Origin of the sequence: Tenacibaculum sediminilitoris (assembly GCF_964513795.1) — a bacterium.
Taxonomy (GTDB): domain Bacteria; phylum Bacteroidota; class Bacteroidia; order Flavobacteriales; family Flavobacteriaceae; genus Polaribacter; species Polaribacter sediminilitoris.
On record NZ_CAZEQR010000008.1, the window covers coordinates 14,514 to 40,300 of the forward strand.

Genomic DNA, 25,787 nt, shown 5'->3' on the forward strand with positions numbered 1-25,787 from the left:
AATTATTGCAAACGATGTAAATACATATTCACAACATTCTCTAAGCCTAAATACAAACTTTCTGATATCAATGCATGCCCTATTGAAACTTCAGCTAAATGAGGAATATTTTGTTTAAAGAATTTAATGTTCTGCAAACTTAAATCATGACCTGCATTAACACCTAAACCTACTTCATTTGCTAAAACAGCTGCTTCTGTATATTTTTTTACTGCTTCTTTGTTCCCTTTTTCATACTGTATAGCAAACTCTTCAGTGTATAACTCAACTCTATCGGCTCCAGTTTTTGCAGCTGCTTCAATCAGCTTTAAATCAGTATCTATAAAAATCGATGTTCTAATACCTGCATTTTTAAATTCAGCAATCACATCCTTTAAATACGATTGATGCGTTATGGTATCCCAACCAGCATTTGATGTAAGTTGATCTACACCATCAGGCACCAACGTTACCTGTGTAGGCTTAATTTCTAATACCATTTGTTTGAATTTATCAATTGGATTTCCTTCAATATTATATTCGGTTCTTACAATTGATTTTAAATCATATGCATCTTGGTAACGAATATGACGCTCATCGGGTCTTGGATGAATCGTGATTCCTTCTGCTCCAAACTCTTGTATATCATTTGCTACTTGTAATAAATCAGGTACATTTCCTCCTCTAGAATTACGAAGTGTAGCTATTTTATTAATATTAACACTTAACTTTGTCATGTTGTAAAATTAGACTACAAAGATAACGCATTCGAACATTTTAAACTATATTCGTAGTAATGAAAGTAAACGAATTTATACTAAAAGAGATTAAAGCATTAACGCTAAACAGTTCTGTTAAAAGCGCTCAACAACTATGTAAAGATTTACCAATAACCCATATTCCTGTTGTTGAGAACAACAAGTTAGTAGGTTGTTTACCTGAAAGTGACATTCAAACGATCGAGAATAAAAACCGTTCTCTTAATGAGTATTCTTATTTACTCGACCATTTTTACACTGATGAAAGTGCTACGCTTCTAGATTTGATTACACTTTTTGCTGATAATGATTCAAACCTAGTTCCTGTTTTAGATAAAAACATGCAATATGTTGGGTATTATGAATTGAGTGATATTTTAGATGCTTTTGCCGATAGCCCGTTCTTACACAACGAAAGTGATACACTAATTATCGACAAGAATAAGAATGATTATTCAATGAGCCAAGTAGCACAAATAGTTGAAACTAATAACGGTAAATTACTGGGTGCTTATATTTCTTCTGAAAACATGAATAATATTGAAATAACACTAAAAATTATATCTGAAGAGGTGAATGAAATTATTCAAACATTTCGTAGGTATGACTATAATGTTATTACACAGCACGAAGATGATTTTTATTTAGAAGAACTTAAAGATAGAGCTGCTTATTTAAGAAAGTACTTAGATATGTAATTTATCAATAACCAAACAAAAACTTCAGAAGTGAAAAAAGTCGCTATTTACGGACAAGCTTACACAAATACTGCAGAAAAGGAAGTGAAAATTCTTTTAGCGGTATTAGAAAAACATAATATAGTTGTTTTTTTTGAACAACAATTCTATAATTTATTTATAGAACATAATTCACTATATAAAAAGTACCCTACCTACACACATTTTAACGACTTGTCGGATAATTTTGACGTAATGTTTACTATAGGTGGAGACGGTACTATTTTAAGAGCCGTTACCTATATACGTGATTTAGATATTCCTATTGTGGGAATTAATACTGGTCGCTTAGGTTTTTTAGCTACCGTTCAAAAAAATCAAATTGAAGAAACAATTGATTTAATACTTAAAAAAGAGTATTCTTTACAAGAACGTTTTTTATTACAAATAGAAACCTCACCAGCTACAGAAGATTTTTCTGAACTTAATTTTGCACTTAATGAAGTTACTATTGCTAGAAGGAATACAACTTCTATGATTGGTATTAAAACTTTTTTAAACACAGAATATTTAACTAATTACTGGGCTGATGGGTTAATTATAGCAACACCAACAGGTTCTACAGGATATTCTTTAAGTTGTGATGGCCCTGTAATTTTACCAAACTCTAAAAGTTTTGTAATAACCCCTATAGCACCACATAACTTAAGCGCACGACCTATGGTTATTCCTGATGACACATATATACATCTTGAAGTAAGTGCTCGTGAAAAAGATTTTTTGATCTCTTTAGACTCTCGTATTACTACAGTTTCTTTAGAAACTAAAATTAGAATACAGAAGGCTCCTTTTACTATAAAAAGTATTTTACCAAAAAATCAATCTTACTTAAAAACCTTGCGGGGAAAACTCTTATGGGGAGAAGACACACGAAATGAAAGCTTATAACAATAGTAATTACAATAAAACTGCAAAAAAAAAGTTAATCAAAAAGACAGAATATTAACTTTTTAAAGCAAATTCAATTCCCTATATTTGCACGCTATTTTACAATGAGAAGACTTATTTTATTAATATTATTAGCTTGTGTAGTAACACCATTACAATCACAAACTCATGAAGTCGGGTTTTTTGCTGGCGGCTCAAATTATGTTGGAGATATAGGTAGAACAAACTACATATACCCCAACAAAATCTCTGGTGGGGTTATATATAAGTATAATTTAAACCCAAGAATTGCCTTACGAGGAACGTACACTTACATTCCTGTCTCTGGCAATGATGAAGATGCTGATAATTCATTTCGCAAAAATAGACCTCGTGGACAGTTTTCGTTTTCTAACACTATACACGAATTTGCTGCTGGAGTAGAATTTAACTTCTTTGAATATAATATTAACGATTATAGAACCACATTTACCCCTTATATAATGGCTGAGGTTGCTGCTTTTAACTACAAAAGTCCAGAACCTTCTTCTTCTAATAACACAATACTTTTAAAAAATACTTTTTCATACACCTTGCCTGTAGGGATAGGTATCAAAGGAAGATTAGCAGATAATTTTGCTATTGCTTTTGAAACCGGTGTAAGATTCACGTTTGTAGATGATATAGACTTTACAACAGATAAAATAAACTCATTAGATTTTGGAGGTAATGGAAATGACTGGTATGTATTTTCTGGTATTTCTATCGTATATACCTTTGGAAGACCACCTTGTTTTGGTGGAATAGCTGAATAAATTATGGAGAAAAAACTACAGCGCATTGATTTACAAAACGTACCAAAACACATCGCCATAATTATGGATGGTAATGGTAGATGGGCAAAAAGTAAAGGAATGCAACGTGTTTTTGGGCATAGAAATGCCTTAACTGCTATTAGAGAAACTGCAGATACCGCCTCTGAGCTTGGTGTTAAGTTTCTAACTCTATATGCTTTTTCTACTGAAAATTGGAACCGCCCTAAATTCGAAGTAGATACTTTAATGAGCTTGCTAGTAAGTACTTTAAAAAAAGAACTTCCCGAGTTTCAACGTAAAAATGTAAAAGTTAACGCCATTGGTAATTTAGCAAACTTACCTAACAACGCTCAGAAAATTTTAAATAAAGTTATTGATGAAACCAAAAACAATACTAAAATTACATTAACCTTTGCTTTAAGTTATGGCTCAAGAGAAGAAATTGTTAATGCAATCAAAAACATATCAAAAAAAGTTGTTAATAACGAGATAGAAATTGAAAAAATTAACGATAAAGTTATAAATAATCATTTATATACGTTTAATTTGCCCGATGTTGATTTAATGATACGTACAAGTGGAGAACAAAGAATAAGTAATTATTTACTTTGGCAGATGGCTTATGCTGAATTGTACTTTACCGACGTATTATGGCCCGATTACAGAAAACAACATCTTTACGACGCAATTATCGATTATCAAAACAGAGAAAGAAGATTTGGAAAAACCAGTGAACAGATTGAAACCAATGAATAAATATTCGTATTTACTAGTATTTTTTATCACCCTTTTTTCGGTGAATACTCAAGCACAAAACTCAACTCCTAAAGACAGCACTGTCACCAATATTATTTCCTATGAAAGAGGAAAAGAGTATATCTTGGGTGGAATAACAGTAACTGGTTTACAAAAATTTAGCGAACAAACAGTTAAAATATATACTGGTTTAGTTGAAGGACAACCTATAAAGTTACCAGGAGACAAACTTACTAGTGCTATTAAAAAACTATACGAGAGTAAACAGTTTAGTGAGGTAGATGTTTATTTATCTAAACGTGATGGAGAAACAGTATATCTTCAGTTTGATGTTACTGAATTACCTCAATTAACCGATGTAGCTATTTCTGGGATTAAAAAGTCTCAGGTTAAAGAAATAAAGAAAGAAACAGACTTAAAAAAAGGTGTCATGGTTACTGATAACCTTATTGTAACTACACGTAACTATATTCAAAAAAAATATACCGATAAGGGTTTTTTAAAAACTAAAGTATCTGTAGACACCAAAAAAGACACCTCTGACGTTAATACCGTTAGTATGGCTATTTTTATTGACAAAGGTGAGCGTATAAAAATTAAAAGCATCAATTTTACTGGTAACAAAGCAATGTCGGATGCCACTTTACGAGGTACTATGAAAAACACTAAGCGTAAAGTTTTTGGTCGTTTTTGGAAAGCTTCAAAATATATTTTAGATGATTATAAAGAAGATTTAAAAAACATTCTTGAAAAGTATAGTGAAAAAGGATATCGTGATGCTAGAGTTTTATCTGATAATGTTGTTTGGAATGACGATAATACCATAAATCTTGAAATACAAGTAGAGGAAGGTCGTCAATATCGTTTTGATGAAATTCTTTTTATTGGAAACAAAAGATATACAGACGAGCAATTGAGTAATATACTGCGAATTGACAAAGGTGATATTTACAACGGAAAAGTTTTAAAAGAACGAATTTCTGGTGATGGTACACCATCTTCTGTGGATATCCAAACACTTTATCACAATAACGGTTACTTGTTTTCACAAGTAAATGCTATAGAAACCAAGGTGAAAAACGACTCAATTACTGTTGAAGTCCGTATTAGAGAAGACGAACCTGCTACTATTAAAAAAGTATCTGTAGTAGGAAATGATAAAACAAACGATCATGTAATTTACAGAGAGTTACGTGTTAAGCCAGGAGACTTATTTAGTCGTGAAAACATCATTCGTTCTATTCGTGAAATAGGACAATTAGGTTTCTTCGATACTAATGTAACCCCTGATGTTAAGCCTGACTATCAAAATAAAACAGCAGATATTGAGTTTTCTGTAGTTGAAAAAGGAGGGAGTCAAATTGAACTGCAAGGTGGTTACGGTGGTGGATCTTTCATTGGTACCTTAGGTCTTTCTTTTAACAATTTCTCTATTAAAAATATTTTCAATAAAGAAGCTTATAAGCCATTACCTATGGGCGATGGACAAAGTTTGTCTTTACGTTTGCAAGCTAGTAGAACATATAATACCTATAGCTTTTCGTTTACTGAGCCTTGGTTAGGTGGTAAAACACCACAATCTTTATCTTTTTCTGTATACTTATCGAACCAATATCGATTTGATTTTACTACCAACAATGTAAACAAAGATGAAAGCCTAAGTATTATTGGTGCTTCAGTTGGATTAGCAAAACGTTTAAAATGGCCTGACGATTATTTTACGCTTTCACAAAATATTAGTTATCAAAGAATTGAGTTGCAAAATTATGGATACAGGGTAGGTTCATCTAATAATATTCTTAGTGAAGGAGACCTAAATAATTTAGCCTATACAGTTTCTTTAGGCCGTAATTCTGCAGGTCCTAGTTTAATTTTTCCAACCTATGGTTCTGAGTTTACCTTAAGAGCAAAAGCTACTTTCCCTTATTCATTAGTTAACGAAAAAGATTACACTGAGCCAGATAACCCTACTTCAGAGCAAAGACAAGCTTTTTTAGCTGATAAATATAAATGGCTAGAATACTATAAGATATCTGCTAAAGGTAAGTGGTATACATCTTTGGCTAATAAATTAGTTTTAATGTCTAATTTTGAAATGGGCTATTTAGGAAAATATAATAATGAACTTGGATTAACTCCTGTGGAAAGATATTTTGTTGGAGGAGATGGTATTGCTCAAGGACAATTAGATGGACGTGAAACTATCGGTTTAAGAGGGTATGAAAACAATAGAATCTCTTCTATTGATGGAGGGGCTATTTATAACAAATTTCAACTAGAATTACGTTACTCTATAACAGATAAACCTTCTGCCTCTATTTATACTTTAGGTTTTTTAGAAGCAGGTAATTCTTATAACAATTTTAGTGAGTTTAATCCGTTTAAACTAAAACGCTCAGCTGGATTAGGTGTTCGTATATTTATGCCTGCATTTGGTTTATTAGGTATAGATTTCGCACATGGTTTCGATCCACTACCAGGCTTAAATGAAAAGTCAGGTTGGCAAACACATTTTATAATTGGAAGACAGTTCTAAAATCGTGCATTGGTAATGCATCTCGATTTTGGCACGGTTTTTTCTAAATACATTATACAAGATGAAAAAAAACATTTTATCAATCGTTCTTTTACTTATAACAAGTATAACTGTTGCCCAAAAAAATCAACGTATTGCTTATATTGATATGGAGTATATTCTTCAAAATATCCCTGCATATTTAGAAGCTCAAAACTCATTAGATGCAAAGGTTGAAAAATGGAAAACAAGACTAGATAAGGAAGCTCGTGCAATAGAAGTTTTAAAAACAGACTTAAGCAACGAAAAAGCAATTTTAACTAAAGAATTAATTGAAGAACGCGAAGAAGATATTAGTATAAAGCAAGAATCTTTAAGAAGATTAGAGTCTTTGTACTTTGGTCCTAACGGAGATATGTACAACCTAAGAAAGCAGCTAGTAAAACCTGTACAAGATGAAGTTTATAATGCTGTACAAACAATTGCTTCTAGGAAAAAATATGATTTCGTATTTGACAAATCTAGCGATTTGGTTATGTTGTATTCCAACAAAAAACACGATATTAGCGACCTTGTTGTACAAATGATTAATATTGATCAAAAAAGGCAAGCAAAAAAAGATAAAATTGAAGCTAAAAAAGAATTACTTAAAGGTGATAATTTAAGTGATGAGAAAAAAGAAATAATTGCTAAAAGAGAAGAAATTAAGAAACAAAAAGAAGCTGATAGGTTAGCTAAAATTAAACAAATTGAAGAGAAAAGAAAACAACGATTAAAAGAAAGAGCTGATAAAAGAAAACTTTTACAAGAAAAAAGAGAAGCATTAAGAAAAGCTCAAGAAGAAGCAAAAAAGAAAGAAGAAGAAAAAAAGAAAGAAGAAGAAAAAACAGAGGAAAACAAATAAATCAAGAATAAAAGAACATTAATTAAATTAGAACAAAAATGAAACATTTAAAAACGTTATTATTAGTTGCAATTTTTACGATTGGATTAGGTGGTGTGGCAAATGCACAAAAAACTGCACATATTAACACTGATAAATTATTAGCTGAAATGCCTGCTACAAAAGCTATGAAAGCGGAATTAGAAAAGCTAAACAAAACATACCGTGACGATATTGAAACAATGTATAAAAAACTAGAAGCTAAAATTAAAAAATACGAAGCTGAAGGTAAAAGTCAAACGCAAGAAATAAACCAAAAGAGAGCTGTAGAGGTTCAACAAGAAAGATTAAAAATTAGTCAAGCAGAACAAACTGCTGGTCAAGAGATGCAAAAAAAATATCAAGAAAAAACTATTCCTATTTTAAAGAAAGCTGAAGAAGCTATCAAAGCTGTTGCTACAGAAAAAGGAATTATTTATGTTTTAGATGCTGCGCCTGGAAAAGGTTTAATCGTTTATGATAAAGGTGAAGATATTTACAATGCTGTAAGAGCTAAATTAGGATTCTAGAAGAATACAACACTATTTTATATAAAAATCCTGCTGTATAAACAGCAGGATTTTTACTTTTGTTATAAGTATGAAAGCTATTACACAACAACCCATAGGTATTTTTGATTCTGGTATTGGTGGTACATCTATTTGGAAAGAGATTCATCAACTTTTACCAAATGAAAACACTATTTACTTATCTGATAGTAAACATGCCCCTTATGGTCAAAAATCAACGAAAGAAATAATTGATTTATCAATTAAAAACACGGATTTTTTGATAAAAAAAGGTGCAAAAGTTATTGTTGTTGCCTGTAATACTGCCACTACTAACGCTATTGAATTTTTAAGAAACAATTACGCTATTCCATTTATAGGGATAGAACCTGCTATTAAACCTGCCTCATTAAATACCAAAACAGGTACTATTGGTATACTTGCTACTAAAGGTACTTTAAATAGTGCTCTCTTTGAAAAAACAACTTCTAGCCTTAATAATGAAATTAATATTGTAGAGCGAGTTGGTGAAGGTTTAGTTGAACTTATTGAAAATGGCGATATTTACTCAAAAAAAATGACTACTTTGTTAAAAAAGTATATAACCCCCATGCTAGAAGAAAAATGCGATTATATTGTCTTGGGGTGTACTCATTATCCATACCTACTTCCTCAAATACAAAAAATCACAGGGAATAAAGTAAAAATTATTGATTCTGGTGAGGCTGTTGCTAAACAAGTGAAAAAAATTTTACAACAACAAAACCTTCTTAACAGTATAACTAGCAAACAACCTAATAACACATTCTATATCAACAAAGATGTTCGTGTTTTGGAAGCCATGCTTAAAGACTATGAAAACTGTGAGATTAGCTTCTTAAATTTTTAATACGTAAGACTCCCATTGATATTAGGACAAGCAGCAGCTCTTCTTTTAATGCAAAATAGATTAATTCCTAAAGATAATTGATGAAATCCTCCGTTTGAAAAAACGATATCACCCGTTTGTTGAGTATAAGTGTAGGCAAACATCCATTTCTTATAATTAACCCCAACTATTGGTGTTAAATATTGTGCATCTCCAAAAACACTCCCATCAAAATTCTTTCTATAAGATAGTGCAGCCCATAATTGAGTTGAATTTAAAGTTTTATATACTTTAAAGTTGACATCTGCTATTTTTTCTCCTGTCTGCTCTTTATATTGAAACATAACAGATGGTTCAAATTGAAGTTTTTCTCTATCACCAAAGAAATAACCTCCTCCTAAAATATAATTTCTAAGGTTGAACGATTCAAAATCAGGGTTTAGATTATTTTTTGCTGATAAGAATAAGTTTTTGACAGTAAAATATGAAGACAATCCGTTTTTATGGTATGCCATACCAAAATCGGCATTAAAGTAAAAATCACTTTCGATTACTTGACTTACAGTAGGATCGTTTACAAAGTTTCTCTGATCTCTTTCGTTTTGCACAACAGAAAAAGACAAACCAAATGATAATTGGTTGAATACATTTTCGTTACCCATATTAATATGATACGCATAAGTACCTTGAACCCCTTTTTGAGAATGATATCCATTCTTGTCATTGAAAAGTATTACACCAACTCCTGTGTTTGAATATTCTCCAAGTTTTGAGTGAAAACTTGCTGTTTGTAACGAAGGAGCATCTTGAACTCCTAACCATTGCTGACGTGCTGTTAATCTTATTTTACCGCAACTTCCAATACCAGCTGCTGCAGGATGTAATAAATACACATTGTCAGACAAATAATCAGCATAAATTGGTAGTGTCTCCTGTGCTTTAATTTTACATATAACGCAAGAAAACAAAAAAATAAGAGTAGCAATTCTTTTTCTCATAAATTGTCTTATAATAAAGACACCAAATATAGGTAAGTCATGCTATATTTTGTGTTAAATTTTATAAATAAGAGAATTCTTATGTGTAAAAAAGGTATTATTTGTAATTTTCTCTTCTAAATATAGAAGGACTCATACTTTTTACCTCTTTAAATTTCCTATTAAAATTCGATAAATTATTAAATCCACACTGATATGCAACTTCACTAATTGACAAGCTTTTATCTGAAGTTAATAATTTGCATGCATTCTCAATTCGTAATTCATTTAAGAAAGTAAAATACGTTTTATTAGTTCGTTGTTTAAAATACCTACAGAAAGCATTGGGTGTCATATTTGCTTTTTCAGCTATTTTATATAAATCTATATTTTTTTCAAAATTATTCATCGTAAAATCCATTACATCACGCATTCTCTTACCTTCATTATCAGTATACCTCTTTGGATATACAAAACTCGCTAACTCAACTATTTTTGACCTTACTAAGATCTTTAAAAGTTCTAGTAACCCTAAGAAACGATTAAGGTTCGTAGAATTTTGTATACTCAAAAAAATATCAATCACATCTTCTCTGTTCTCTAAGAGTTTGAATCCAAATCTTGATTTTTCAAAAAAAGGAGTTAATTCATTAAAATCATCGAGCAAGAAAAAATCCTTTCCAAAAGAATCTTTTGTGAAAAATAATGAAATCATAAAAGACTCTTTAATTAATGAAGCATCACTTTTAAAAACATGCGGTAAATTACTTCCAATAACTAAAACATCTCCTGACAAATATTTATTAATAGTATCTCCTACAACCAATGTACCTTCTCCTTTAACTATTACGCATAACTGTATTTCTTCATGCTGATGAAATTTATCGTAAAAATATTGCTCTTTATCTTCCTGATAAATTAATCCAATATTTTGAGTTTTTGGTATTTTAAAAGGTAAAGCTTTCATTCGTAAAACTACTATTCTGACTCAAAAATATGCAAATACTATTAATATATATACACAATAATCATGTATAAGTTAATATAGTATTAGTTTAAGGTAATTTGAAATTAAAACCTATACAGTCTTCCCTATAACTTTGCAATGAAAAACAAATATTACAATGAGTATAAATTGGAAAGGTGTAATGCCAGCAGTAACTACAAAGTTTACAAATGATGATACTTTAGACTTTAATATGTTTGAAGTAAATATAAAAGCACAGCTCGATGCAGGTGTTCATGGTATAGTGTTAGGAGGAACTTTAGGTGAAGCCAGTACTCTAAGTAATGAAGAAAAAAGAACATTAACAAAAACCACTGTTAATCTAGTAAACAATCAAGTTCCTGTATTAATGAATATAGCAGAACAAACCACTAAAGGAGCTATTGAGGCAGCTCAAAAAGCTGAAGAAGATGGAGCTAAAGGGTTAATGATGCTACCACCTATGCGTTATAAATCTGGTGATAGAGAAACCGTTGAATACTTCAAAGCTGTAGCGAACAATACCTCACTTCCTATTATGGTTTATAATAATCCTGTTGATTATAAAATTGAGGTTACACTAGACATGTTTGAAGAATTATTAAAATGTAATAATATTCAAGCCGTTAAAGAATCTACCAGAGATATCTCTAATATTACAAGAATTAAAAATCGTTTTGGTGATCGTTTAAAAATAATGACTGGTGTTGATACATTGGCTTTGGAAAGTCTATTAATGGGTGCTGATGGGTGGATTGCTGGTTTAGTTTGTGCTTTTCCTAAAGAAACAGTTGCTATTTATGAATTACAGAAAGCAGGTCGCATACAAGAAGCTTTAGAAATTTACCGTTGGTTTTTACCGTTGTTAGAGTTAGATATAAACCCTAAATTAGTACAAAACATAAAACTAGCAGAAGTAGCTACAGGTATTGGTACTGAAAACGTAAGAGCTCCTAGACTACCTTTAATTGGAGAAGAACGTAAATATGTTTTAAACGTAATAGAGACTGGTTTAAAAAACAGACCAACCCTACCCGATTATAAATTGTTAGCTGTTTAAAATTTTATCATTTACTCATTAATTCATCGAACATGATTACAGGAAAAAATTATATAGGAAATCAATTAATTGCATCGGGAAATAAAACGTACAAAACATTCAATCCTGAATCAAATCAGGAAAATAAGTACCTTTTTACCGAAGCAGCTCAAGAAGAAATAAATAAAGCTGTCGAGTTAGCTTCAAAAGCATTTAAAGAGTATCGAACTATTTCTGGTAAAAGAAAATCTGAGTTTTTAAACGTTGTTGCTAACGAAATTGTAGCGTTAGGTGATGAGTTAATACAAATCTATTGTTCAGAATCTGGGTTGCCAGAGGGCCGTGCTAAAGGAGAACGCGGAAGAACCATATTTCAATTACGCTCTTTTGCTGATTTAGTTAAAGAAGGTTCGTGGGTAGAAGCTACTATTGATACTGCCATTCCTGATAGAGAACCAAATCCAAAATCTGACCTACGTAAAATGAATATTCCATTAGGTCCTGTAGTTGTTTTTGGTGCAAGTAATTTTCCTCTTGCTTATTCTACAGCAGGCGGAGATACAGCTGCTGCATTAGCTGCAGGTTGCCCTGTAATAGTAAAATCGCATCCGATGCACGCGGGTACTGGTGAACTCATTGCTTCAGCAATTATTAAAGCCGCAGAAAAAACTGGAATGCCTAATGGTATTTTTTCTAACTTAAACTCTAGTGGTATTGAAGTAGGACAACAGTTAGTTGCTCACCCAAAAGTAAAAGCAGTTGGTTTTACAGGTAGTATTCGTGGTGGTAGAGCTTTATTAGACTTAGCTGCAAAACGAGAGGAGCCAATTCCTGTTTTTGCTGAAATGGGAAGTATTAACCCTGTAATTATGCTTCCTAAAGCATTAAAAAATAGAGCAGAAAGTTTAGCTAGTACTTATGCGGGGTCTATTACGTTAGGTACAGGCCAATTTTGTACAAATCCAGGTTTAATTTTAGGATTAAAAGGAAAAAATTTAACAACATTCATCAATTCACTAGCTCATAAAATTACAGAAATCAATCCTACTTGTATGCTACATCCAAATATTGTTGGAGCCTACGAGAGTAGTAAAACTAAAGCGTTAAACCAAGAAGGATTAACAATAGCTGCTAATTATGAAGGAAAAATAAAGCCTAACTATGCATCGCAAGTAGTTACAACTGTTGAAGGAAAAACATTTTTAGATAATCCAACCTTACATCAAGAAATATTTGGTCCATACTCCATGGTTGTTCAATGTGAAAACGAAGAACAATTAGAAAAAATTATTTCAAGTTTAGAAGGACAGCTTACTGGAACAGTAATTTCTGATGCTAATGAAGTAGCAAATTATCCAGCTGTAATTGCTTCTTTACAAAACAGGGTGGGACGAATTATTTTTAATGGGGTGCCTACAGGAGTAGAAGTTTGTCCGTCTATGGTTCATGGAGGTCCGTATCCTGCTTCAACAGATAGTCGATTTACAGCTGTAGGAATTAATTCTATTAAACGTTGGATACGTCCTTTTAGTTATCAAGATTGGCCCAACGAAATATTACCTAAAGAACTAAAAAATGAAAATCCTTTGCATATTTTGCGTTCTGTTAACAATATATTAACAAAAAAAGGAATAGTATAATAAAAATTAATATTTTCTTTAGAAAATCTCTGGTTTCAAAGTATTACTTTTGGACCATCTAAAGAAATTGAAACAAAGCCAGTTTTGTTTTTCCTAAATAGAGAAATTGTGAAGGGTTTTTTCTACTACAGAATACAAACTGGCGATTCAATTTAAGATGAAAAAAACTTTTTTTTGCGTTGATGCACATACTTGTGGAAACCCTGTTAGGGTGGTTACCGGAGGAGGTCCAAACCTAAAAGGTATCAACATGAGTGAAAAACGTCAGCACTTTCTAAAAGAATACGATTGGATTCGTAAAGGGCTAATGTTTGAACCCCGTGGTCATGACATGATGAGTGGCTCTATCTTATTTCCACCTCACGATCTAGAAAACGATTTTGCTGTTTTATTTATTGAAACCTCTGGATGTTTACCTATGTGTGGTCATGGAACCATTGGAACTATTACTATCGCTATTGAAGAGGGGTTAATTATTCCTAAAGTTCCGGGGAAAATTAAAATGGAAACCCCTGCTGGATTAGTTGAAATCGAATACCAACAAACTGGTAAAAAGGTAGATTGGGTTCGGCTAACCAATGTAAAAAGCTATTTGGCTGCTCAGGGTTTAACAATAGATTGTCTTGAATTAGGAGAAATTACTTTTGATGTTGCCTACGGCGGAAATTATTATGCTATTGTAGATCCACAAAAAAACTTTTCAGGGGTTCATGATTTTACTGCTTCTCAAATTATTCAATACTCACAAATAGTTAGAAAACGAATCAATGAAAAATATCCTAATCAATTTATTCATCCAGAAAATGATACTATTAGAGATGTGACTCATATCTTATGGACTGGCAATCCTATTGATTCTAATTCCTCTGGAAGAAATGCTGTTTTTTATGGCGACAAAGCAATTGACAGAAGTCCATGTGGTACTGGAACCTCTGCACGTTTAGCACAGTTATATGCTAAAGGGAAACTACAGCTTGGTGAAAAATTTATTCATGAAAGTTTTATTGGAAGTAAATTTATTGGTCGAGTAGAAAAAGAAACTACGTTAAATGGTAAATTAGCCATTGTTCCAAGTATTCAAGGATGGGCTAAAGTATACGGGTACAATACTATTATTATTGATGATGAAGATGATCCTTATGCTCATGGCTTTCAAGTTATTTAATATTATATAATTAGCAATATCTTATCTCGAATATAATCGAGATATTCTTTTATGAATAAAGAAATTATTATTATTGGTGGTGGAATTATAGGTTTAAGTTCTGCATATTACCTTCAAAAAGAAGGACACAAAGTAACTGTAATTGAAAAATCTGATTTTTCATCGGGGGCTTCATTTGCCAATGCAGGTATTATTACTCCTAGCCATATCGTTTCTTTAGCTGCTCCGGGAATGATTACTAAAGGGCTAAAATGGATGCTTAGTTCTACTAGTCCATTATCTATTAAACCTCGTTTAGATTACGATTTTCTACAATGGGCTTGGTTTTTTAAAAAATCAGCAACACATAAGAAAGTTGCCGATTCTATTTCTATTATTAAAGATATTAATTTATTCAGTAAAGAATTATATGAAGAAATACAGGCTTCCAATGATTTTGATTTTCATTATCAGCATAAAGGATTGATGATGTATTATAAAACTGATAAAATGGGGGAAGAGGAATGGAACGTGGGAAAACTTGGTATAAAAGAAGGATTAAAGGTTGAACATTTAACTCAAAAAGAAACTCAAAAACTTGAGCCTAACATTCAATTGAATATAAAAGGGGCTGTATACTACCATTCAGATGCTCACATGACCCCAAGTGAATATATGAAACAATTAAAGTCGTATTTAGAACAAAATAATGTTACCTTTTTATTTAATGAAGAAGTTCTAGATTTTTATGTTTCTAATGGTAAAGTAAAATCGATCAGTACAAAAAACAATACAATTGTTGCTGATGAATTTATTTTGACTACTGGGTCTTGGACACAAAAACTAGCTAAAAAATTAGGAATCAATATTCCTGTTCAAGCAGGTAAAGGTTATCGTATTAATGTAAAAAGTAATACAGGCATTACTATTCCAGCTATTTTAACGGAGGCTAAAGTTGCGGTAACTCCAATGAATGGGTTTACACGTTTTGGTGGCATGATGGAAATTGCTGGTATTAATAATAAAATTAACTCAAAAAGAGTAAATGCTATAGTTAATGCTAGCAAAAGTTATTACAACAATTTAAATATTTCTCAAAAAGAAATAGATAGTGTTGAAAGTGGCTTACGCCCATGCTCTCCTGATGGTTTGCCTTACATCGGTAAGCTTTCAAATCTTAAAAATGTAACTGTAGCTGCAGGACATGCCATGATGGGGTGGAGTTTAGGGCCTGCTTCTGGTAAATTAGTTTCTGAAATTGTTGTTAATAAAAAAACAAGTTTAGATACCACTCCATTTAATGTTGAACGTTTTAACTAAAATAAAAACTCAAGACACAAAAATAATAGCTCTTGAGTATTTTAAAACAAACAATAAAAAACAGATTTTTAAATCTCTTTTACATAAACTTTATCTATAAATTTAGAGCTTAAAAGTCTTGCTACTCCCATATAACTGAGGCTAAACTTAACTTTATCTCCTACTTTATACTTTACTTTTCCTGATGCATCTTTATTTAAGCCTACATCAATTACTAACATATCAGAGGTTATTCCTACAAAAGATATGTCTTTATCTTCTACTTCAATATCATCTTTATCTACATCTAATAAGCCAAAATCTAAAATAGCTTTGTAAGATGTTTCTTGTATATCACTTTCATTATACTTTGAGGTATGACCAATACTTGCTTCACTAATAATACCATCGGGCACTATTTTCTTTTTTTCTAACTCTATTACATTGGCATAAAACTCAAATGTTTTGGTGTATAAATCTTGAAATCGTTTGTTTTCTAACGGGCTTACGCCAAAAAAGGCAGCTTCACCTATTCTAAAATGATTAATATCTTTAGGAGCTACTCCATTTTCTACCAACGGTAACGTAATTGATGTTCCTCCAGAAACATATTTTAAATCTTTATTAAACTTTGCTGAAATGAGTTCTTTATATAATGATAATTGCAGCAATTTATCATAGGTAGGCTCTACCCCATACATACAACCTAAATTTGAACCTATACCTATTACCTCAATATTAGATAAGTTGAATACTTTTTCATAAAAACCTAAAATATCATCTCTTTTTACTCCTTCTCTTAGCTCTCCCATTTCAATCATAATAATAATTTTATGAATTTTATCTTTCTTCTTCGCTGCTTCATTTAACGACTCTATGGTAGACAAAGAACTGTTTAAAGAAATATCTGCATACTCAACAACATCATCAGCATAAATTTTTGCGGGAGGTTTTATATATATAGTACGTAAGTTTGGATTCACCTCTCTTAAGTTTCGTAAACTTGTTAATCTAGAATCTCCTATTGAGTTAATTTTTTCGGTTACATCAGGAGTTAAAATTGCATTTAAGAATGTTTTATCACCTGAGAATACTTTTGTTACCAAGCTCCATTCAATATGATTTTGTTCAAAAAAACTGCTTAACTTCTTTATATTATCTTTTATTCTTTCAGAATATATAATTAATTCTGCCATAATTATTTTGTTATTATCCTTGGTAAATTTCCAGGAAGTCGTGTTAGTAATTCATAATTAATGATTTGTATTGAATCGTTGAATGATGAAACGGTTATTTCAACATCTCCTTGACTTCCTATTAATACAACTTCATCTCCCTTTTCAATAGTATTAGCATGTGTAATATCTACTGCCATCATATTCATGTTAATAGTTCCTATTATTTTATGTCTTTGCCCTCTTATTAAAACTTTTCCTTTATTACTCAAAGAACGGCTATATCCTGAAGAATACCCAACAGGAATAATCGCTATTTTAGTTTCTTGATTTGTAAAATATGATGTGCCATAACCAATAAACTGACCCGCTTTTATGGTTTTAACATCCATTACTTGTGTTTTCCAAGATATAATTCTTTTTAGTGGATTTTCTACTATTTTTTCTTTGGTTAAATAGTGAACTAATATTTCATTTGTTGGAAAAAAACCAAATTGTAGAATACCAACTCTTACCAAATCTAACCTTGTTGTTGGGTAACGAATTGTAGCTGCTGAACTTGCTAAATGGTATGTTGGACTAACCAAATTTAGTTCTTTTACTCTCTTTTTTACATTTTTAAATTTTTTCTTTTGATCTGTTATTCTTTTATAATTAGAAATGCTTTCTGCTCCTGCTAAATGAGAACAAATTCCATGTATATTAATAAACTCTTTATGTTTTTCAACATATTTAAGAATTTTTGTAATTTCTCTGGGAACAAATCCTGTTCTATTCATTCCTGTTTCAATTTCTAGATGAACTCGAGCCTTTTTCTTCAATTTATTAGCAGTTTCTATTGCATTTTGTAGTCTATCTTCTTCAAAAACAAAAAAATCTATCTCATTTTCTATAGCCCATGGCAACTGATTGTTTTCAATCATGCCCATTATCATAATGGTCACATCTTCATAGGGTAGTGTTTTTTTTACTTCATAAGCTTCGTTAGCATCAGAAACACTAAAATGTCTTACCCCATATTTGTATGCCAACATACAGTAGGCTTTAATTCCGTGACCATAAGCATTTCCTTTCACCACAGACGAAAAAATGGTATAATTACCAATTATACCACGGATAAAATCAATATTGTTTTTTATAGCTGATTCAGATAATTCTAAATAAGATGTATGAGTCATTATTACTGAACTTCTTTTAAAATATTATAAAATAGTTGTGTTCCTGTTATGGTTATTTCATCAGGGAAATCATAATCTGGATTGTGTAATGCAGGCGTATTTTTTCCTGCTCCTAAGCCAAACATAGCTCCTTTGTATTGTTGCGTAAACAAACCAAAATCTTCCCCCCATTTAAATGGAGTATTTATTTCATTAATTGCTAGGTTTAGTTGTGCTGCTGCCAATTTAATATATTCAACAGCCTCTTTGTTGTTTTTGTTTGCATAAAATTCTTCAAACCAAGAAGTATAAATACTTAGATTTTCTTTTTCTTCAAGGTTTTGAAGTTGCTGTTCAAGTTTTTTTTGTTTCTCTTTCATTAAACTTGTACTCCAACTTCTTAAAGTAAGATGTACTTCTCCATATCCTGCTGATACTCCATAGGCTTTTTCTCCCATAGTTAGATGTATGGGTGTTGCCAAGAAAAAATCAGAATCCTCGGGTGTATTTTTAGTTTCTTTTTTTACAAACTGAAGAATTTCTGCAATTGCATTAGCCGGATTGTATCCTTTTTCTGGTTCCGCTGCATGTGCTGTTTTTCCTTCTAAAGTAATTACAACACTTTTTACATTGCTAGTAAACTCATTTTCTTTTACAACTATTTCTCGTTTAGTAAAACCAGGTAAATTGTGCAACGCAAAAACATAATCTATATTTAATTGTTTAAAATATGAATCTTCTAAAACTGACTTCGCTCCTCTTCCATTTTCTTCTGAGGGTTGAAAAAGCAAAAGTACCTTTCCTTTTGGCAAAGTTTTTTTCGTAAGTAGTTTTGCTACTCCAAGTAAAATTGCTGTATGGCCATCATGTCCACATTTATGTGAAACCCCTTCATTTACAGATTTATATTCAAAAGTATTTACCTCTTGAATGGGCAGGGCATCAATATCTGCTCTTAACATAACTATTTTTCCCTCTTTATCCCCATTAAAAATTGCTAATAACCCTGTTTTAGCTACTGGTAGTACTTCACAAGAAGTGTGTTGTTCTAAAAAAGTTTGTATTCTTTTTTTAGTTTCGTATTCTTCTTCAGAAACTTCAGGAAACTTATGTAATTCTTTTCTTACCTTCTCTAAAGTATCCTTTAGGTTTTCCATGTTTTTTGGTTATTGATTAACTGAATTATTGAAAACACGATAGCAGATAATGTAATTCCAAAGAAATTTGCATCTAAACCAAAAGGTAGTTTTACTTCTAAAATAATTAATAGTAAAGTGGTAAGTCCTCCTGAAATCATAGCATAAAAAGCGGCTATTGGCGATGGTTTTTTTAGTAATAATGTTCCTAAAACAGGAACTAACAAACCTGATACCATAAAAGCATACGAATACAACATTAGCTCTAATACATTTTGCATTTTTGTTGCTAATACAATGGCTAAACCTCCTATTAAAAAGGTTATTAATTGTGAGTTTTTTATACTGATACTCTTCTTGAAATACCCAAAAATATCTGTTGTTAAGTTTCCTGAAGCTGCCATTAAACAACTATCTGCTGTAGACATAATTGCCGAAAAATAAGCCGACATCATTAATCCCATTAAACCTACTGGCAAAATACTTCTTAACAACAATGGTAGTCCTAATTCAGCATCTAACTCAACTCCTGGCGCATACCCTATACTCGCAAACATTCCTTGTTCATAGGCTACTCTTGAAAACAACCCTAAAGCTACTCCCATAAATGCCATTATTGGATACTCAAATAACCCTGCTATTGTCCATGCTTTTTTTGCTGTTTTTTCATCTTTACAAGCATAAATTCGTTGATATAAAGTCATTCCAACAAACCAAATTGGTACAATCGTAATTATCCAATTAAACATATTAACAAACGTTACGTTTGTTAATGATAAAAAACTGGCTGGTAAAATTTCTTTAATACCACTCCATCCTCCAACTTCTATATAACCAATAGGAATTCCAATGCCTATCAATCCTACCATAAGAATTATCCATTGAATAGTATCTGTATAAATCACTGCTTTTATTCCTCCAATAACTGTATATACAACAGCTATTACTCCCATAATTAAAACTGCTTTTGTTATGGATATTGAAGGAAATGTAGCAGATGCTAACTTTGCTCCTGCTAATATTTGTGAACTTGTAAAACCTATATAACCTATTAACGAAATAATTCCCGCCATTAGCGCTACTTTAGCATTGTAGTGAAAGGCTAGAGATTCTGGAAAGGTTAAAAAATGATGTTTTTTAGCTATGGGGTATACTTTTGGGATTAAAAAAACGGCGCTTATCCAAGCACCTAATAACCCTGTAAAAAGCATCCAACTACCGGAGAGCCCCATTAAAAAACCTAAACCTCCTAAACCTATAGAAAAACCTCCTCCTACATCAGTAGCAACAACAGATAAACCTATATGCCCTGCAGACATATTTCTTCCTCCTACATAGTAATCCTCTTTAGATTTGTTTTTATTCATAAAGTAGATTCCTACTCCAAGCATAAAAACTAGATAGAGTATAAAAATTAGTAGGTCAATAAAATGTATATCCATGTCTTATTTTTCCCGATCTAATAAAAACTGTTCTTTATATTGAGCTTTTTTTAATTGCTCTCTTTTAGTTACAGATGGTTTTTTGTATTCTTTTCTTTTTCTTATTTCTTGTAATATTTTTGTATTTCTATATTTTCTTTTGTAGCGTTTAATCGCCCTATCGATATTCTCACCTTCTTTTACCTGTATTATTAACATGATTCTATCTTTTAAAATTATTTTATGGTTTTGAATCAATCGAATAAAATAGAAATTTATCCTAAATAAGTTTGCAATACTTTAGTTCTAGATCTTTGCTTCAACCTTCTTATTCCTTTTTCTTTAATTTGTCGTACTCGTTCTCTTGTTAAATCAAAAGTTTCTCCTATTTCGGTTAAACTCATTGGTCGATAGTTTTCTAAACCATAAAATAATTTTATAATATCTGATTCTCTTGGAGATAATGTTTCTAAACTCCTACTAATTTCTAACTCTAAAGATTCTTGCATTAAATCTTTATCTGGTTTAGGAGCTTCAGAAGCTCTTATCACATCATATAAGTTTGATGTTTCTCCTTCTTTCAAAGGTGCATCCATAGAAATATGTCTTCCTGAATTTTTCATAGACTGTTTAACATCAGAAACTGTCATATCTAAAACTTTAGCTATTTCTTCAGGTGTAGGCATACGCTCATTGCTTTGCTCTAATTTAGAAACTGCCTTATTAATTTTACTTATACTTCCTATTTTATTTAATGGTAAACGAACTACTCGAGATTGTTCAGCCAAAGCTTGTAGTATAGACTGGCGTATCCACCAAACAGCATACGATATGAATTTAAATCCACGTGTTTCATCAAACCTTTTTGCCGCTTTAACTAGCCCAATATTTCCTTCATTAATTAAATCTGATAGTCGTAACCCTTGGTTTTGATACTGTTTTGCTACCGATACAACAAATCGTAAATTGGCATTCACTAAAGCCTCTAACGCTCTTTGATCTCCTGTTTTAATTCTTTGAGCTAATTCAACCTCCTCATCAGCAGTAATCAAATCTATTTTACCTATTTCTTGTAAGTACTTCTCAATAGATTTTGACTCTCTATTGGTAACTTGTTTTGTTATTTTTAACTGTCTCATATTATCTCTTTAGTCTCATTTCTAAATACGGAGTAGTAAACCCTAGTTTTTCATATAAAAACTTAGCTGGGTTATCTTTTTCTACATGTAAAGCAATATCTCCTTTACAGTTTTCAATAGCATGTGTCATTATTTTCCTTCCTATTCCTTTTCCCCTATATTCATTATGAGTGGCTATGTATACTAAAATATTTTCAGGAATATATTCATCCATCCCTGTTTTATTTATCACCACAACTCCTACAATTTCACTTTTATCTTCTATTGTAAAAACATACCCTCCTAAACCTGTTCGTTCTTTAGCTGCGTAGTTTATTGCTTTACGAATCGCAGTTTTTTCATCTCCATAATTTTCAAGATGCTTATATAGGAAGTTTGTTACTCTTTCTATTTCTAAAGGGGTAATACGATTAAAAGCATCGTAAGTTTTTATTGTCATAATTTTTATTTTTTATAAGAAGAATAAGTGTGTAATGTTTACAAAACTCTTTAGCTTTTCTACTAAAAGTCTAGAATATAAATAAACACTATGCCTATTTATTATGATTTTATTTTTTTAATATTAAATACTTTTTCGAAAAGTGTACGTTTATCTAAGAAATGATATTCGTAAGGGCAAGAACACATTTTATAAGAAATAGATAAATAACTCTATAAAATGTTTCAAAGAATATCTAAGCTTCAAAAAGAAGCTATTTATAAATTAGATTCCCTGGGGGAATAAATTTGTCCGATTGATTACGGAACACAAGGTAGTCGAATGTAAAAACTCGTTGATTTTTTTTTTCGTGTATAGTGTCTACCATATCATACAAAGGTATGAATTTTATAAGTAATTTCAAAACAACTACTATAAAAGAACCTCTTATGCTATTTTATACAACTTTATCAAGACTTATTATAACAAAAAACACCTTAGACTTATCTAAGGTGTTTTTTGTTACTTTTTAAAACTATTAATTCCTTTTTCAAGCCAACTATAGTATTCATCTACATCTGGTGTGTAAGCTATAGGATTAGTTATATTTGACTCATCATGATTCATTAACACATAAAATGGTTGTGAGTTTGCCTTGTATTTTATGGTTTGCATTTCACTCCATTTTTGACCAATGTATTTTAATTTTTTTCCTGGGTTTAACTTAGACTCAACCACCTCGTGTTCTTTTAATGGGCGTTTATCATCAACATATAAAGAAATTAAGACTACTTTGTTTTTTAACACATCTAAAACTTTTGGTTTTACCCAAACATTTTGCTCCATTTTTCTACAGTTTACACATGCATGCCCAGTAAAATCTAACATTACCGGTTTCCCTACTTTTTTAGCATAAGCTAGGCCTTTATCATAATCATGAAATGATATAATATCATGAGGAGGCATTAAATGTGCTCCTTCTGGCAAACTCTCTTGCATATTTTCTTGATTTCCAGAGTTTATTACTCCTTGTTTCGTAAACCCTACTCCGTATGGCGACTCACTATAATGTTGTGGTGGTGGAAATGCACTAATTAAATTTAACGGTGCGCCCCATAATCCAGGAATCATATAAATAGTAAAAGATAATACTATCAATCCTAAACTTAATCTTCCTACAGATATATGATTGATTGGACTATCGTGTGGTAATTGTATTTTTCCGAAAAGATAAAAAGCTAAAGCTCCAAAAATAGCAATCCAAATTGCAATAAATACTTCTCTTTCTAATAAGTGTAATTGCAATACCAAATCGGCATTTGATAAGAATTTAAATGCTAAGGCTAATTCTAAGAACCCTAATACTACTTTTACTGTGTTTAACCATCCTCCTGATTTTGGTAATGAATTTAACCATCCTGGGAAAGCTGCAAACAATGCAAATGGTAATGCAATAGCTGAAGAGAACCCTAACATCCCCACAATTGGAGCTATTCCTCCTTTTGAAGCTGCTTCTACTAACAAAGTTCCAACGATTGGCCCTGTACATGAAAAGGAAACGATAGCCAACGCTAATGCCATAAAAAAGATTCCTACTAAACCTCCTTTATCTGCTTGTGAGTCTACTTTTGTTGCCCACGAACTTGGTAAAGTAATTTCAAAAGCTCCTAAAAAAGATACTGCAAAAATTATCAAAATTAAAAAGAAAATGATGTTAAACCACACGTTGGTTGATAACGCATTTAAAGCATCTGCTCCAAAAACTGTGGTGACTACTGATCCTAAAAACACGTATATTACTACAATACATAATCCGTAAATAATCGCATTTCTTATTCCTTGTGATTTACTTTTACTTTGTTTTGTAAAAAAACTTACCGTCATGGGTATCATTGGAAATACACACGGAGTTAACAATGCTGCAAACCCTGACAAAAAAGCTATAAAAAAGATTCCTAAAAGACCTTTCTTTTCTTCTCCATCTTCCTCTTTTGAAACTACCTCCTCTGCTTTAGCTACTGTAGTTTTGTTTAAATCAAATAATAAATCTACTTCTTTTGGAGGCAAGCACATTTCATCAGTACAAGCAATAAACTCTACAAAGGCATTTATTTGAGTTACGCTAGCATCAATTAACTCTATTTCTTGCTTAAAAACTGCTTTGTTAGCAAAGGATTTAATATTCATTCCTTCTTTACTAAAGAGTGTAGTAAACTTGATTTCGCCTTCAGGTTCTGTAGTATTTCCTAAAATTTTAATTTTTCCTCCGTCATCATCATATGTAAAAGTTGTTGGAATAGGTCCTCCACTAGGAACTTCCTGTGCATACAAATGCCAACTTCCTTGAATTGTCGCGGTACTTACTAAGTTATACGTTGTTTCAGAAATTTTCTCTACACTCGTTTTCCATTCTATTGGATTGTGAATTTGGCTCATTGCCGAAAACCCAACAGTAAAACAAAGCAAAAATGCTAGTATTTTTTTCATCGTATTTAGGTTGAAAAAAGGATTAATTTACATTAAAATTCAAAGCTACTTCAGTTGGAGGCAAACAGTTTTCTCCTGTACAAACCATGTACTCTACTGTTCCTTTCACAGTAAACTTATCTGCAGTTTTTAAACGTATTCTTTGTGTAAAAACTGCTTCAGAATCAAAATATTTAATTTTCATTTCAAAAACTAGGTCGTCAACTACGTGACCATCTCCTTCTTTTGTGTTTCCTTTTTTAAGATATCTACCATCACCTTCAAAAGTAAATAGCGTTGGAATTGGTCCTCCTTTCGGAATTTCTTGAGAATATAAATGCCAATCTTTTTGTATAGATGCAGTAACAATAAGTTCTGCTTCTTTATCAGATATTTTTTTTACAGAGGTAGTCCATTTTACTGGGTCATGAACTTGAGCCATTGAAAAGTTACAAACCACTAGAAAAAAAATAAAAACTAAATTTTTCATTTTAAATAAACGTTTAGAAAAAAATTTGTTAAGCCCGTAAAAATAAGATGTTTCATCCTTAATAAAGAATAATTAAATAATAATTTATTTTTTTACACTATACCCCCCTATTTTCCTGATATATTAAACATACGAGAGTTAAAAAAATAATGTTTTTGTAATATCAAATTATAATATTAAATGAATTATTAACTGAACAACCCATTATTTACTAATGTGATTACTACATACTTTAGTAAAGCATTTGAACTTAAATAATACATCCTTAAAACAATAATGCATGTAGTAGAATCAATTTTAGCTTGTTATTAGTAACAACAATATTATTTTCTAAACCAAACCCTTGAATTAAGCTTATTTATTAAAAAGTGTAAATTTATTGAAATAAAAAATAGCTTCCATATTCTTGGAAGCTATTTGCTAATTAGTAGCGGGAGCAGGACTCGAACCTGCGACCTTCGGGTTATGAGCCCGACGAGCTACCTACTGCTCTATCCCGCGATTTGCGGTTGCAAATATACATTCTTTTCTTCATTATATCCAAATAAAAAAACATTTATTTTTTATTTTTTTCT

At 31.3% G+C, this 25,787-nt stretch carries 24 protein-coding genes and 1 tRNA gene; 12 read left to right on the forward strand and 13 right to left on the reverse strand.

Features of this window, described 5'->3' with window-relative positions; translation table 11 throughout:
* Positions 1-2 precede the first annotated feature (2 nt).
* Complete coding sequence (locus ACKTSW_RS03240; protein WP_408023836.1) at positions 3-716, reverse strand: pyridoxine 5'-phosphate synthase; 714 nt, start codon at positions 714-716, stop codon at positions 3-5.
* 59 nt (positions 717-775) lie between these two features.
* Here ACKTSW_RS03240 and ACKTSW_RS03245 point away from each other — a divergent pair, with 59 nt between their 5' ends.
* From ACKTSW_RS03245 to murI, 8 genes are all read left to right on the forward strand, one after another.
* A complete protein-coding gene (locus ACKTSW_RS03245) occupies positions 776-1,435 on the forward strand; it encodes a CBS domain-containing protein (protein WP_408023837.1) in 660 nt (219 codons plus the stop codon).
* Positions 1,436-1,465: 30 nt separating this feature from the next.
* Positions 1,466-2,362: an NAD kinase gene (locus ACKTSW_RS03250; RefSeq protein ID WP_408023838.1), complete on the forward strand. Its 897-nt coding sequence runs from the start codon at positions 1,466-1,468 to the stop codon at positions 2,360-2,362.
* A 104-nt stretch (positions 2,363-2,466) separates the two neighbouring features.
* Entirely contained in the window at positions 2,467-3,156 is a 690-nt protein-coding gene (gene porG / locus ACKTSW_RS03255) for a type IX secretion system protein PorG (protein ID WP_408023839.1), read from the forward strand.
* A 3-nt stretch (positions 3,157-3,159) separates the two neighbouring features.
* Complete coding sequence (locus ACKTSW_RS03260) at positions 3,160-3,912, forward strand: isoprenyl transferase (RefSeq protein ID WP_408023840.1); 753 nt, start codon at positions 3,160-3,162, stop codon at positions 3,910-3,912.
* The gene (bamA, locus tag ACKTSW_RS03265) at positions 3,905-6,448 is read left to right on the forward strand and encodes an outer membrane protein assembly factor BamA (RefSeq protein WP_408023841.1); all 2,544 of its coding nucleotides are present in this window, start codon (positions 3,905-3,907) and stop codon (positions 6,446-6,448) included. The genes ACKTSW_RS03260 and bamA overlap by 8 nt, the downstream gene beginning before the upstream one ends.
* Before the next feature lie 61 nt (positions 6,449-6,509).
* Entirely contained in the window at positions 6,510-7,331 is an 822-nt protein-coding gene (locus ACKTSW_RS03270; RefSeq protein ID WP_408023842.1) for an OmpH family outer membrane protein, read from the forward strand.
* A gap of 38 nt (positions 7,332-7,369) precedes the next feature.
* Positions 7,370-7,879: an OmpH family outer membrane protein gene (locus tag ACKTSW_RS03275; RefSeq protein WP_408023843.1), complete on the forward strand. Its 510-nt coding sequence runs from the start codon at positions 7,370-7,372 to the stop codon at positions 7,877-7,879.
* A gap of 70 nt (positions 7,880-7,949) precedes the next feature.
* Positions 7,950-8,747: a glutamate racemase gene (gene murI / locus ACKTSW_RS03280; protein ID WP_408023844.1), complete on the forward strand. Its 798-nt coding sequence runs from the start codon at positions 7,950-7,952 to the stop codon at positions 8,745-8,747.
* Here the strand turns inward: murI and ACKTSW_RS03285 are convergent.
* Together ACKTSW_RS03285 and ACKTSW_RS03290 are read right to left on the reverse strand one after the other, a co-directional pair.
* A complete protein-coding gene (locus ACKTSW_RS03285; RefSeq protein ID WP_408023845.1) occupies positions 8,744-9,724 on the reverse strand; it encodes a PorP/SprF family type IX secretion system membrane protein in 981 nt (326 codons plus the stop codon). The genes murI and ACKTSW_RS03285 overlap by 4 nt on opposite strands.
* A 97-nt stretch (positions 9,725-9,821) precedes the next feature.
* Complete coding sequence (locus ACKTSW_RS03290; RefSeq protein ID WP_408023846.1) at positions 9,822-10,670, reverse strand: AraC family transcriptional regulator; 849 nt, start codon at positions 10,668-10,670, stop codon at positions 9,822-9,824.
* A gap of 157 nt (positions 10,671-10,827) precedes the next feature.
* Between ACKTSW_RS03290 and ACKTSW_RS03295 the strand changes: the two genes are divergently transcribed.
* The 4 genes from ACKTSW_RS03295 to ACKTSW_RS03310 all read left to right on the forward strand — a co-directional run bounded on the left by ACKTSW_RS03295 (position 10,828) and on the right by ACKTSW_RS03310 (position 15,831).
* Complete coding sequence (locus ACKTSW_RS03295) at positions 10,828-11,748, forward strand: dihydrodipicolinate synthase family protein (protein WP_408023847.1); 921 nt, start codon at positions 10,828-10,830, stop codon at positions 11,746-11,748.
* A 32-nt stretch (positions 11,749-11,780) separates the two neighbouring features.
* Positions 11,781-13,367, forward strand: coding sequence for an aldehyde dehydrogenase (NADP(+)) (locus ACKTSW_RS03300; protein ID WP_408023848.1), 1,587 nt, complete (start codon positions 11,781-11,783; stop codon positions 13,365-13,367).
* Positions 13,368-13,524: 157 nt separating this feature from the next.
* Complete coding sequence (locus tag ACKTSW_RS03305) at positions 13,525-14,532, forward strand: 4-hydroxyproline epimerase (protein ID WP_408023849.1); 1,008 nt, start codon at positions 13,525-13,527, stop codon at positions 14,530-14,532.
* A 51-nt stretch (positions 14,533-14,583) separates the two neighbouring features.
* Positions 14,584-15,831, forward strand: a complete 1,248-nt coding sequence (locus ACKTSW_RS03310; protein WP_408023850.1) for an NAD(P)/FAD-dependent oxidoreductase — start codon at positions 14,584-14,586, stop codon at positions 15,829-15,831.
* Positions 15,832-15,899: 68 nt separating this feature from the next.
* On the opposite strand, the gene ACKTSW_RS03315 is transcribed toward ACKTSW_RS03310, so the two are convergent.
* The 10 genes from ACKTSW_RS03315 to ACKTSW_RS03360 all read right to left on the reverse strand — a co-directional run bounded on the left by ACKTSW_RS03315 (position 15,900) and on the right by ACKTSW_RS03360 (position 25,713).
* Positions 15,900-17,006, reverse strand: coding sequence for an alanine racemase (locus tag ACKTSW_RS03315; protein ID WP_408023851.1), 1,107 nt, complete (start codon positions 17,004-17,006; stop codon positions 15,900-15,902).
* 2 nt (positions 17,007-17,008) lie between these two features.
* Complete coding sequence (gene alr / locus ACKTSW_RS03320; protein WP_408023852.1) at positions 17,009-18,163, reverse strand: alanine racemase; 1,155 nt, start codon at positions 18,161-18,163, stop codon at positions 17,009-17,011.
* Positions 18,164-18,165: 2 nt separating this feature from the next.
* Complete coding sequence (locus ACKTSW_RS03325; RefSeq protein WP_408023853.1) at positions 18,166-19,299, reverse strand: amidohydrolase; 1,134 nt, start codon at positions 19,297-19,299, stop codon at positions 18,166-18,168.
* On the reverse strand, positions 19,287-20,645 hold the full coding sequence (locus ACKTSW_RS03330) for a sodium:solute symporter family protein (protein WP_408023854.1): 1,359 nt from the start codon (positions 20,643-20,645) through the stop codon (positions 19,287-19,289). The genes ACKTSW_RS03325 and ACKTSW_RS03330 overlap by 13 nt, the downstream gene beginning before the upstream one ends.
* 78 nt (positions 20,646-20,723) lie before the next feature.
* Complete coding sequence (gene rpsU / locus ACKTSW_RS03335; RefSeq protein ID WP_408023855.1) at positions 20,724-20,918, reverse strand: 30S ribosomal protein S21; 195 nt, start codon at positions 20,916-20,918, stop codon at positions 20,724-20,726.
* Between the two features lie 56 nt (positions 20,919-20,974).
* On the reverse strand, positions 20,975-21,838 hold the full coding sequence (locus ACKTSW_RS03340; protein WP_408023856.1) for a sigma-70 family RNA polymerase sigma factor: 864 nt from the start codon (positions 21,836-21,838) through the stop codon (positions 20,975-20,977).
* A 1-nt stretch (position 21,839) separates the two neighbouring features.
* On the reverse strand, positions 21,840-22,277 hold the full coding sequence (locus ACKTSW_RS03345; protein ID WP_408023857.1) for a GNAT family N-acetyltransferase: 438 nt from the start codon (positions 22,275-22,277) through the stop codon (positions 21,840-21,842).
* A gap of 501 nt (positions 22,278-22,778) precedes the next feature.
* A complete protein-coding gene (locus ACKTSW_RS03350; protein ID WP_408023858.1) occupies positions 22,779-24,743 on the reverse strand; it encodes a protein-disulfide reductase DsbD family protein in 1,965 nt (654 codons plus the stop codon).
* A gap of 22 nt (positions 24,744-24,765) precedes the next feature.
* Positions 24,766-25,212, reverse strand: a complete 447-nt coding sequence (locus ACKTSW_RS03355; protein WP_408023859.1) for a protein-disulfide reductase DsbD domain-containing protein — start codon at positions 25,210-25,212, stop codon at positions 24,766-24,768.
* Between the two features lie 428 nt (positions 25,213-25,640).
* A tRNA-Met gene (locus ACKTSW_RS03360) sits at positions 25,641-25,713 on the reverse strand.
* Positions 25,714-25,787: the final 74 nt, after the last annotated feature.

Coding starts and splice junctions, on each gene's coding strand:
- ACKTSW_RS03240 (WP_408023836.1), bottom strand. CDS start 716: ATGACAAAGTTAAGTGTTAATATTAATAAAATAGCTACACTTCGTAAT.
- ACKTSW_RS03245 (WP_408023837.1), top strand. CDS start 776: ATGAAAGTAAACGAATTTATACTAAAAGAGATTAAAGCATTAACGCTA.
- porG (WP_408023839.1), top strand. CDS start 2,467: ATGAGAAGACTTATTTTATTAATATTATTAGCTTGTGTAGTAACACCA.
- ACKTSW_RS03260 (WP_408023840.1), top strand. CDS start 3,160: ATGGAGAAAAAACTACAGCGCATTGATTTACAAAACGTACCAAAACAC.
- bamA (WP_408023841.1), top strand. CDS start 3,905: ATGAATAAATATTCGTATTTACTAGTATTTTTTATCACCCTTTTTTCG.
- ACKTSW_RS03270 (WP_408023842.1), top strand. CDS start 6,510: ATGAAAAAAAACATTTTATCAATCGTTCTTTTACTTATAACAAGTATA.
- ACKTSW_RS03275 (WP_408023843.1), top strand. CDS start 7,370: ATGAAACATTTAAAAACGTTATTATTAGTTGCAATTTTTACGATTGGA.
- murI (WP_408023844.1), top strand. CDS start 7,950: ATGAAAGCTATTACACAACAACCCATAGGTATTTTTGATTCTGGTATT.
- ACKTSW_RS03285 (WP_408023845.1), bottom strand. CDS start 9,724: ATGAGAAAAAGAATTGCTACTCTTATTTTTTTGTTTTCTTGCGTTATA.
- ACKTSW_RS03290 (WP_408023846.1), bottom strand. CDS start 10,670: ATGAAAGCTTTACCTTTTAAAATACCAAAAACTCAAAATATTGGATTA.
- ACKTSW_RS03295 (WP_408023847.1), top strand. CDS start 10,828: ATGAGTATAAATTGGAAAGGTGTAATGCCAGCAGTAACTACAAAGTTT.
- ACKTSW_RS03300 (WP_408023848.1), top strand. CDS start 11,781: ATGATTACAGGAAAAAATTATATAGGAAATCAATTAATTGCATCGGGA.
- ACKTSW_RS03305 (WP_408023849.1), top strand. CDS start 13,525: ATGAAAAAAACTTTTTTTTGCGTTGATGCACATACTTGTGGAAACCCT.
- ACKTSW_RS03310 (WP_408023850.1), top strand. CDS start 14,584: ATGAATAAAGAAATTATTATTATTGGTGGTGGAATTATAGGTTTAAGT.
- ACKTSW_RS03315 (WP_408023851.1), bottom strand. CDS start 17,006: ATGGCAGAATTAATTATATATTCTGAAAGAATAAAAGATAATATAAAG.
- alr (WP_408023852.1), bottom strand. CDS start 18,163: ATGACTCATACATCTTATTTAGAATTATCTGAATCAGCTATAAAAAAC.
- ACKTSW_RS03325 (WP_408023853.1), bottom strand. CDS start 19,299: ATGGAAAACCTAAAGGATACTTTAGAGAAGGTAAGAAAAGAATTACAT.
- ACKTSW_RS03330 (WP_408023854.1), bottom strand. CDS start 20,645: ATGAATAAAAACAAATCTAAAGAGGATTACTATGTAGGAGGAAGAAAT.
- rpsU (WP_408023855.1), bottom strand. CDS start 20,918: ATGTTAATAATACAGGTAAAAGAAGGTGAGAATATCGATAGGGCGATT.
- ACKTSW_RS03340 (WP_408023856.1), bottom strand. CDS start 21,838: ATGAGACAGTTAAAAATAACAAAACAAGTTACCAATAGAGAGTCAAAA.
- ACKTSW_RS03345 (WP_408023857.1), bottom strand. CDS start 22,277: ATGACAATAAAAACTTACGATGCTTTTAATCGTATTACCCCTTTAGAA.
- ACKTSW_RS03350 (WP_408023858.1), bottom strand. CDS start 24,743: ATGAAAAAAATACTAGCATTTTTGCTTTGTTTTACTGTTGGGTTTTCG.
- ACKTSW_RS03355 (WP_408023859.1), bottom strand. CDS start 25,212: ATGAAAAATTTAGTTTTTATTTTTTTTCTAGTGGTTTGTAACTTTTCA.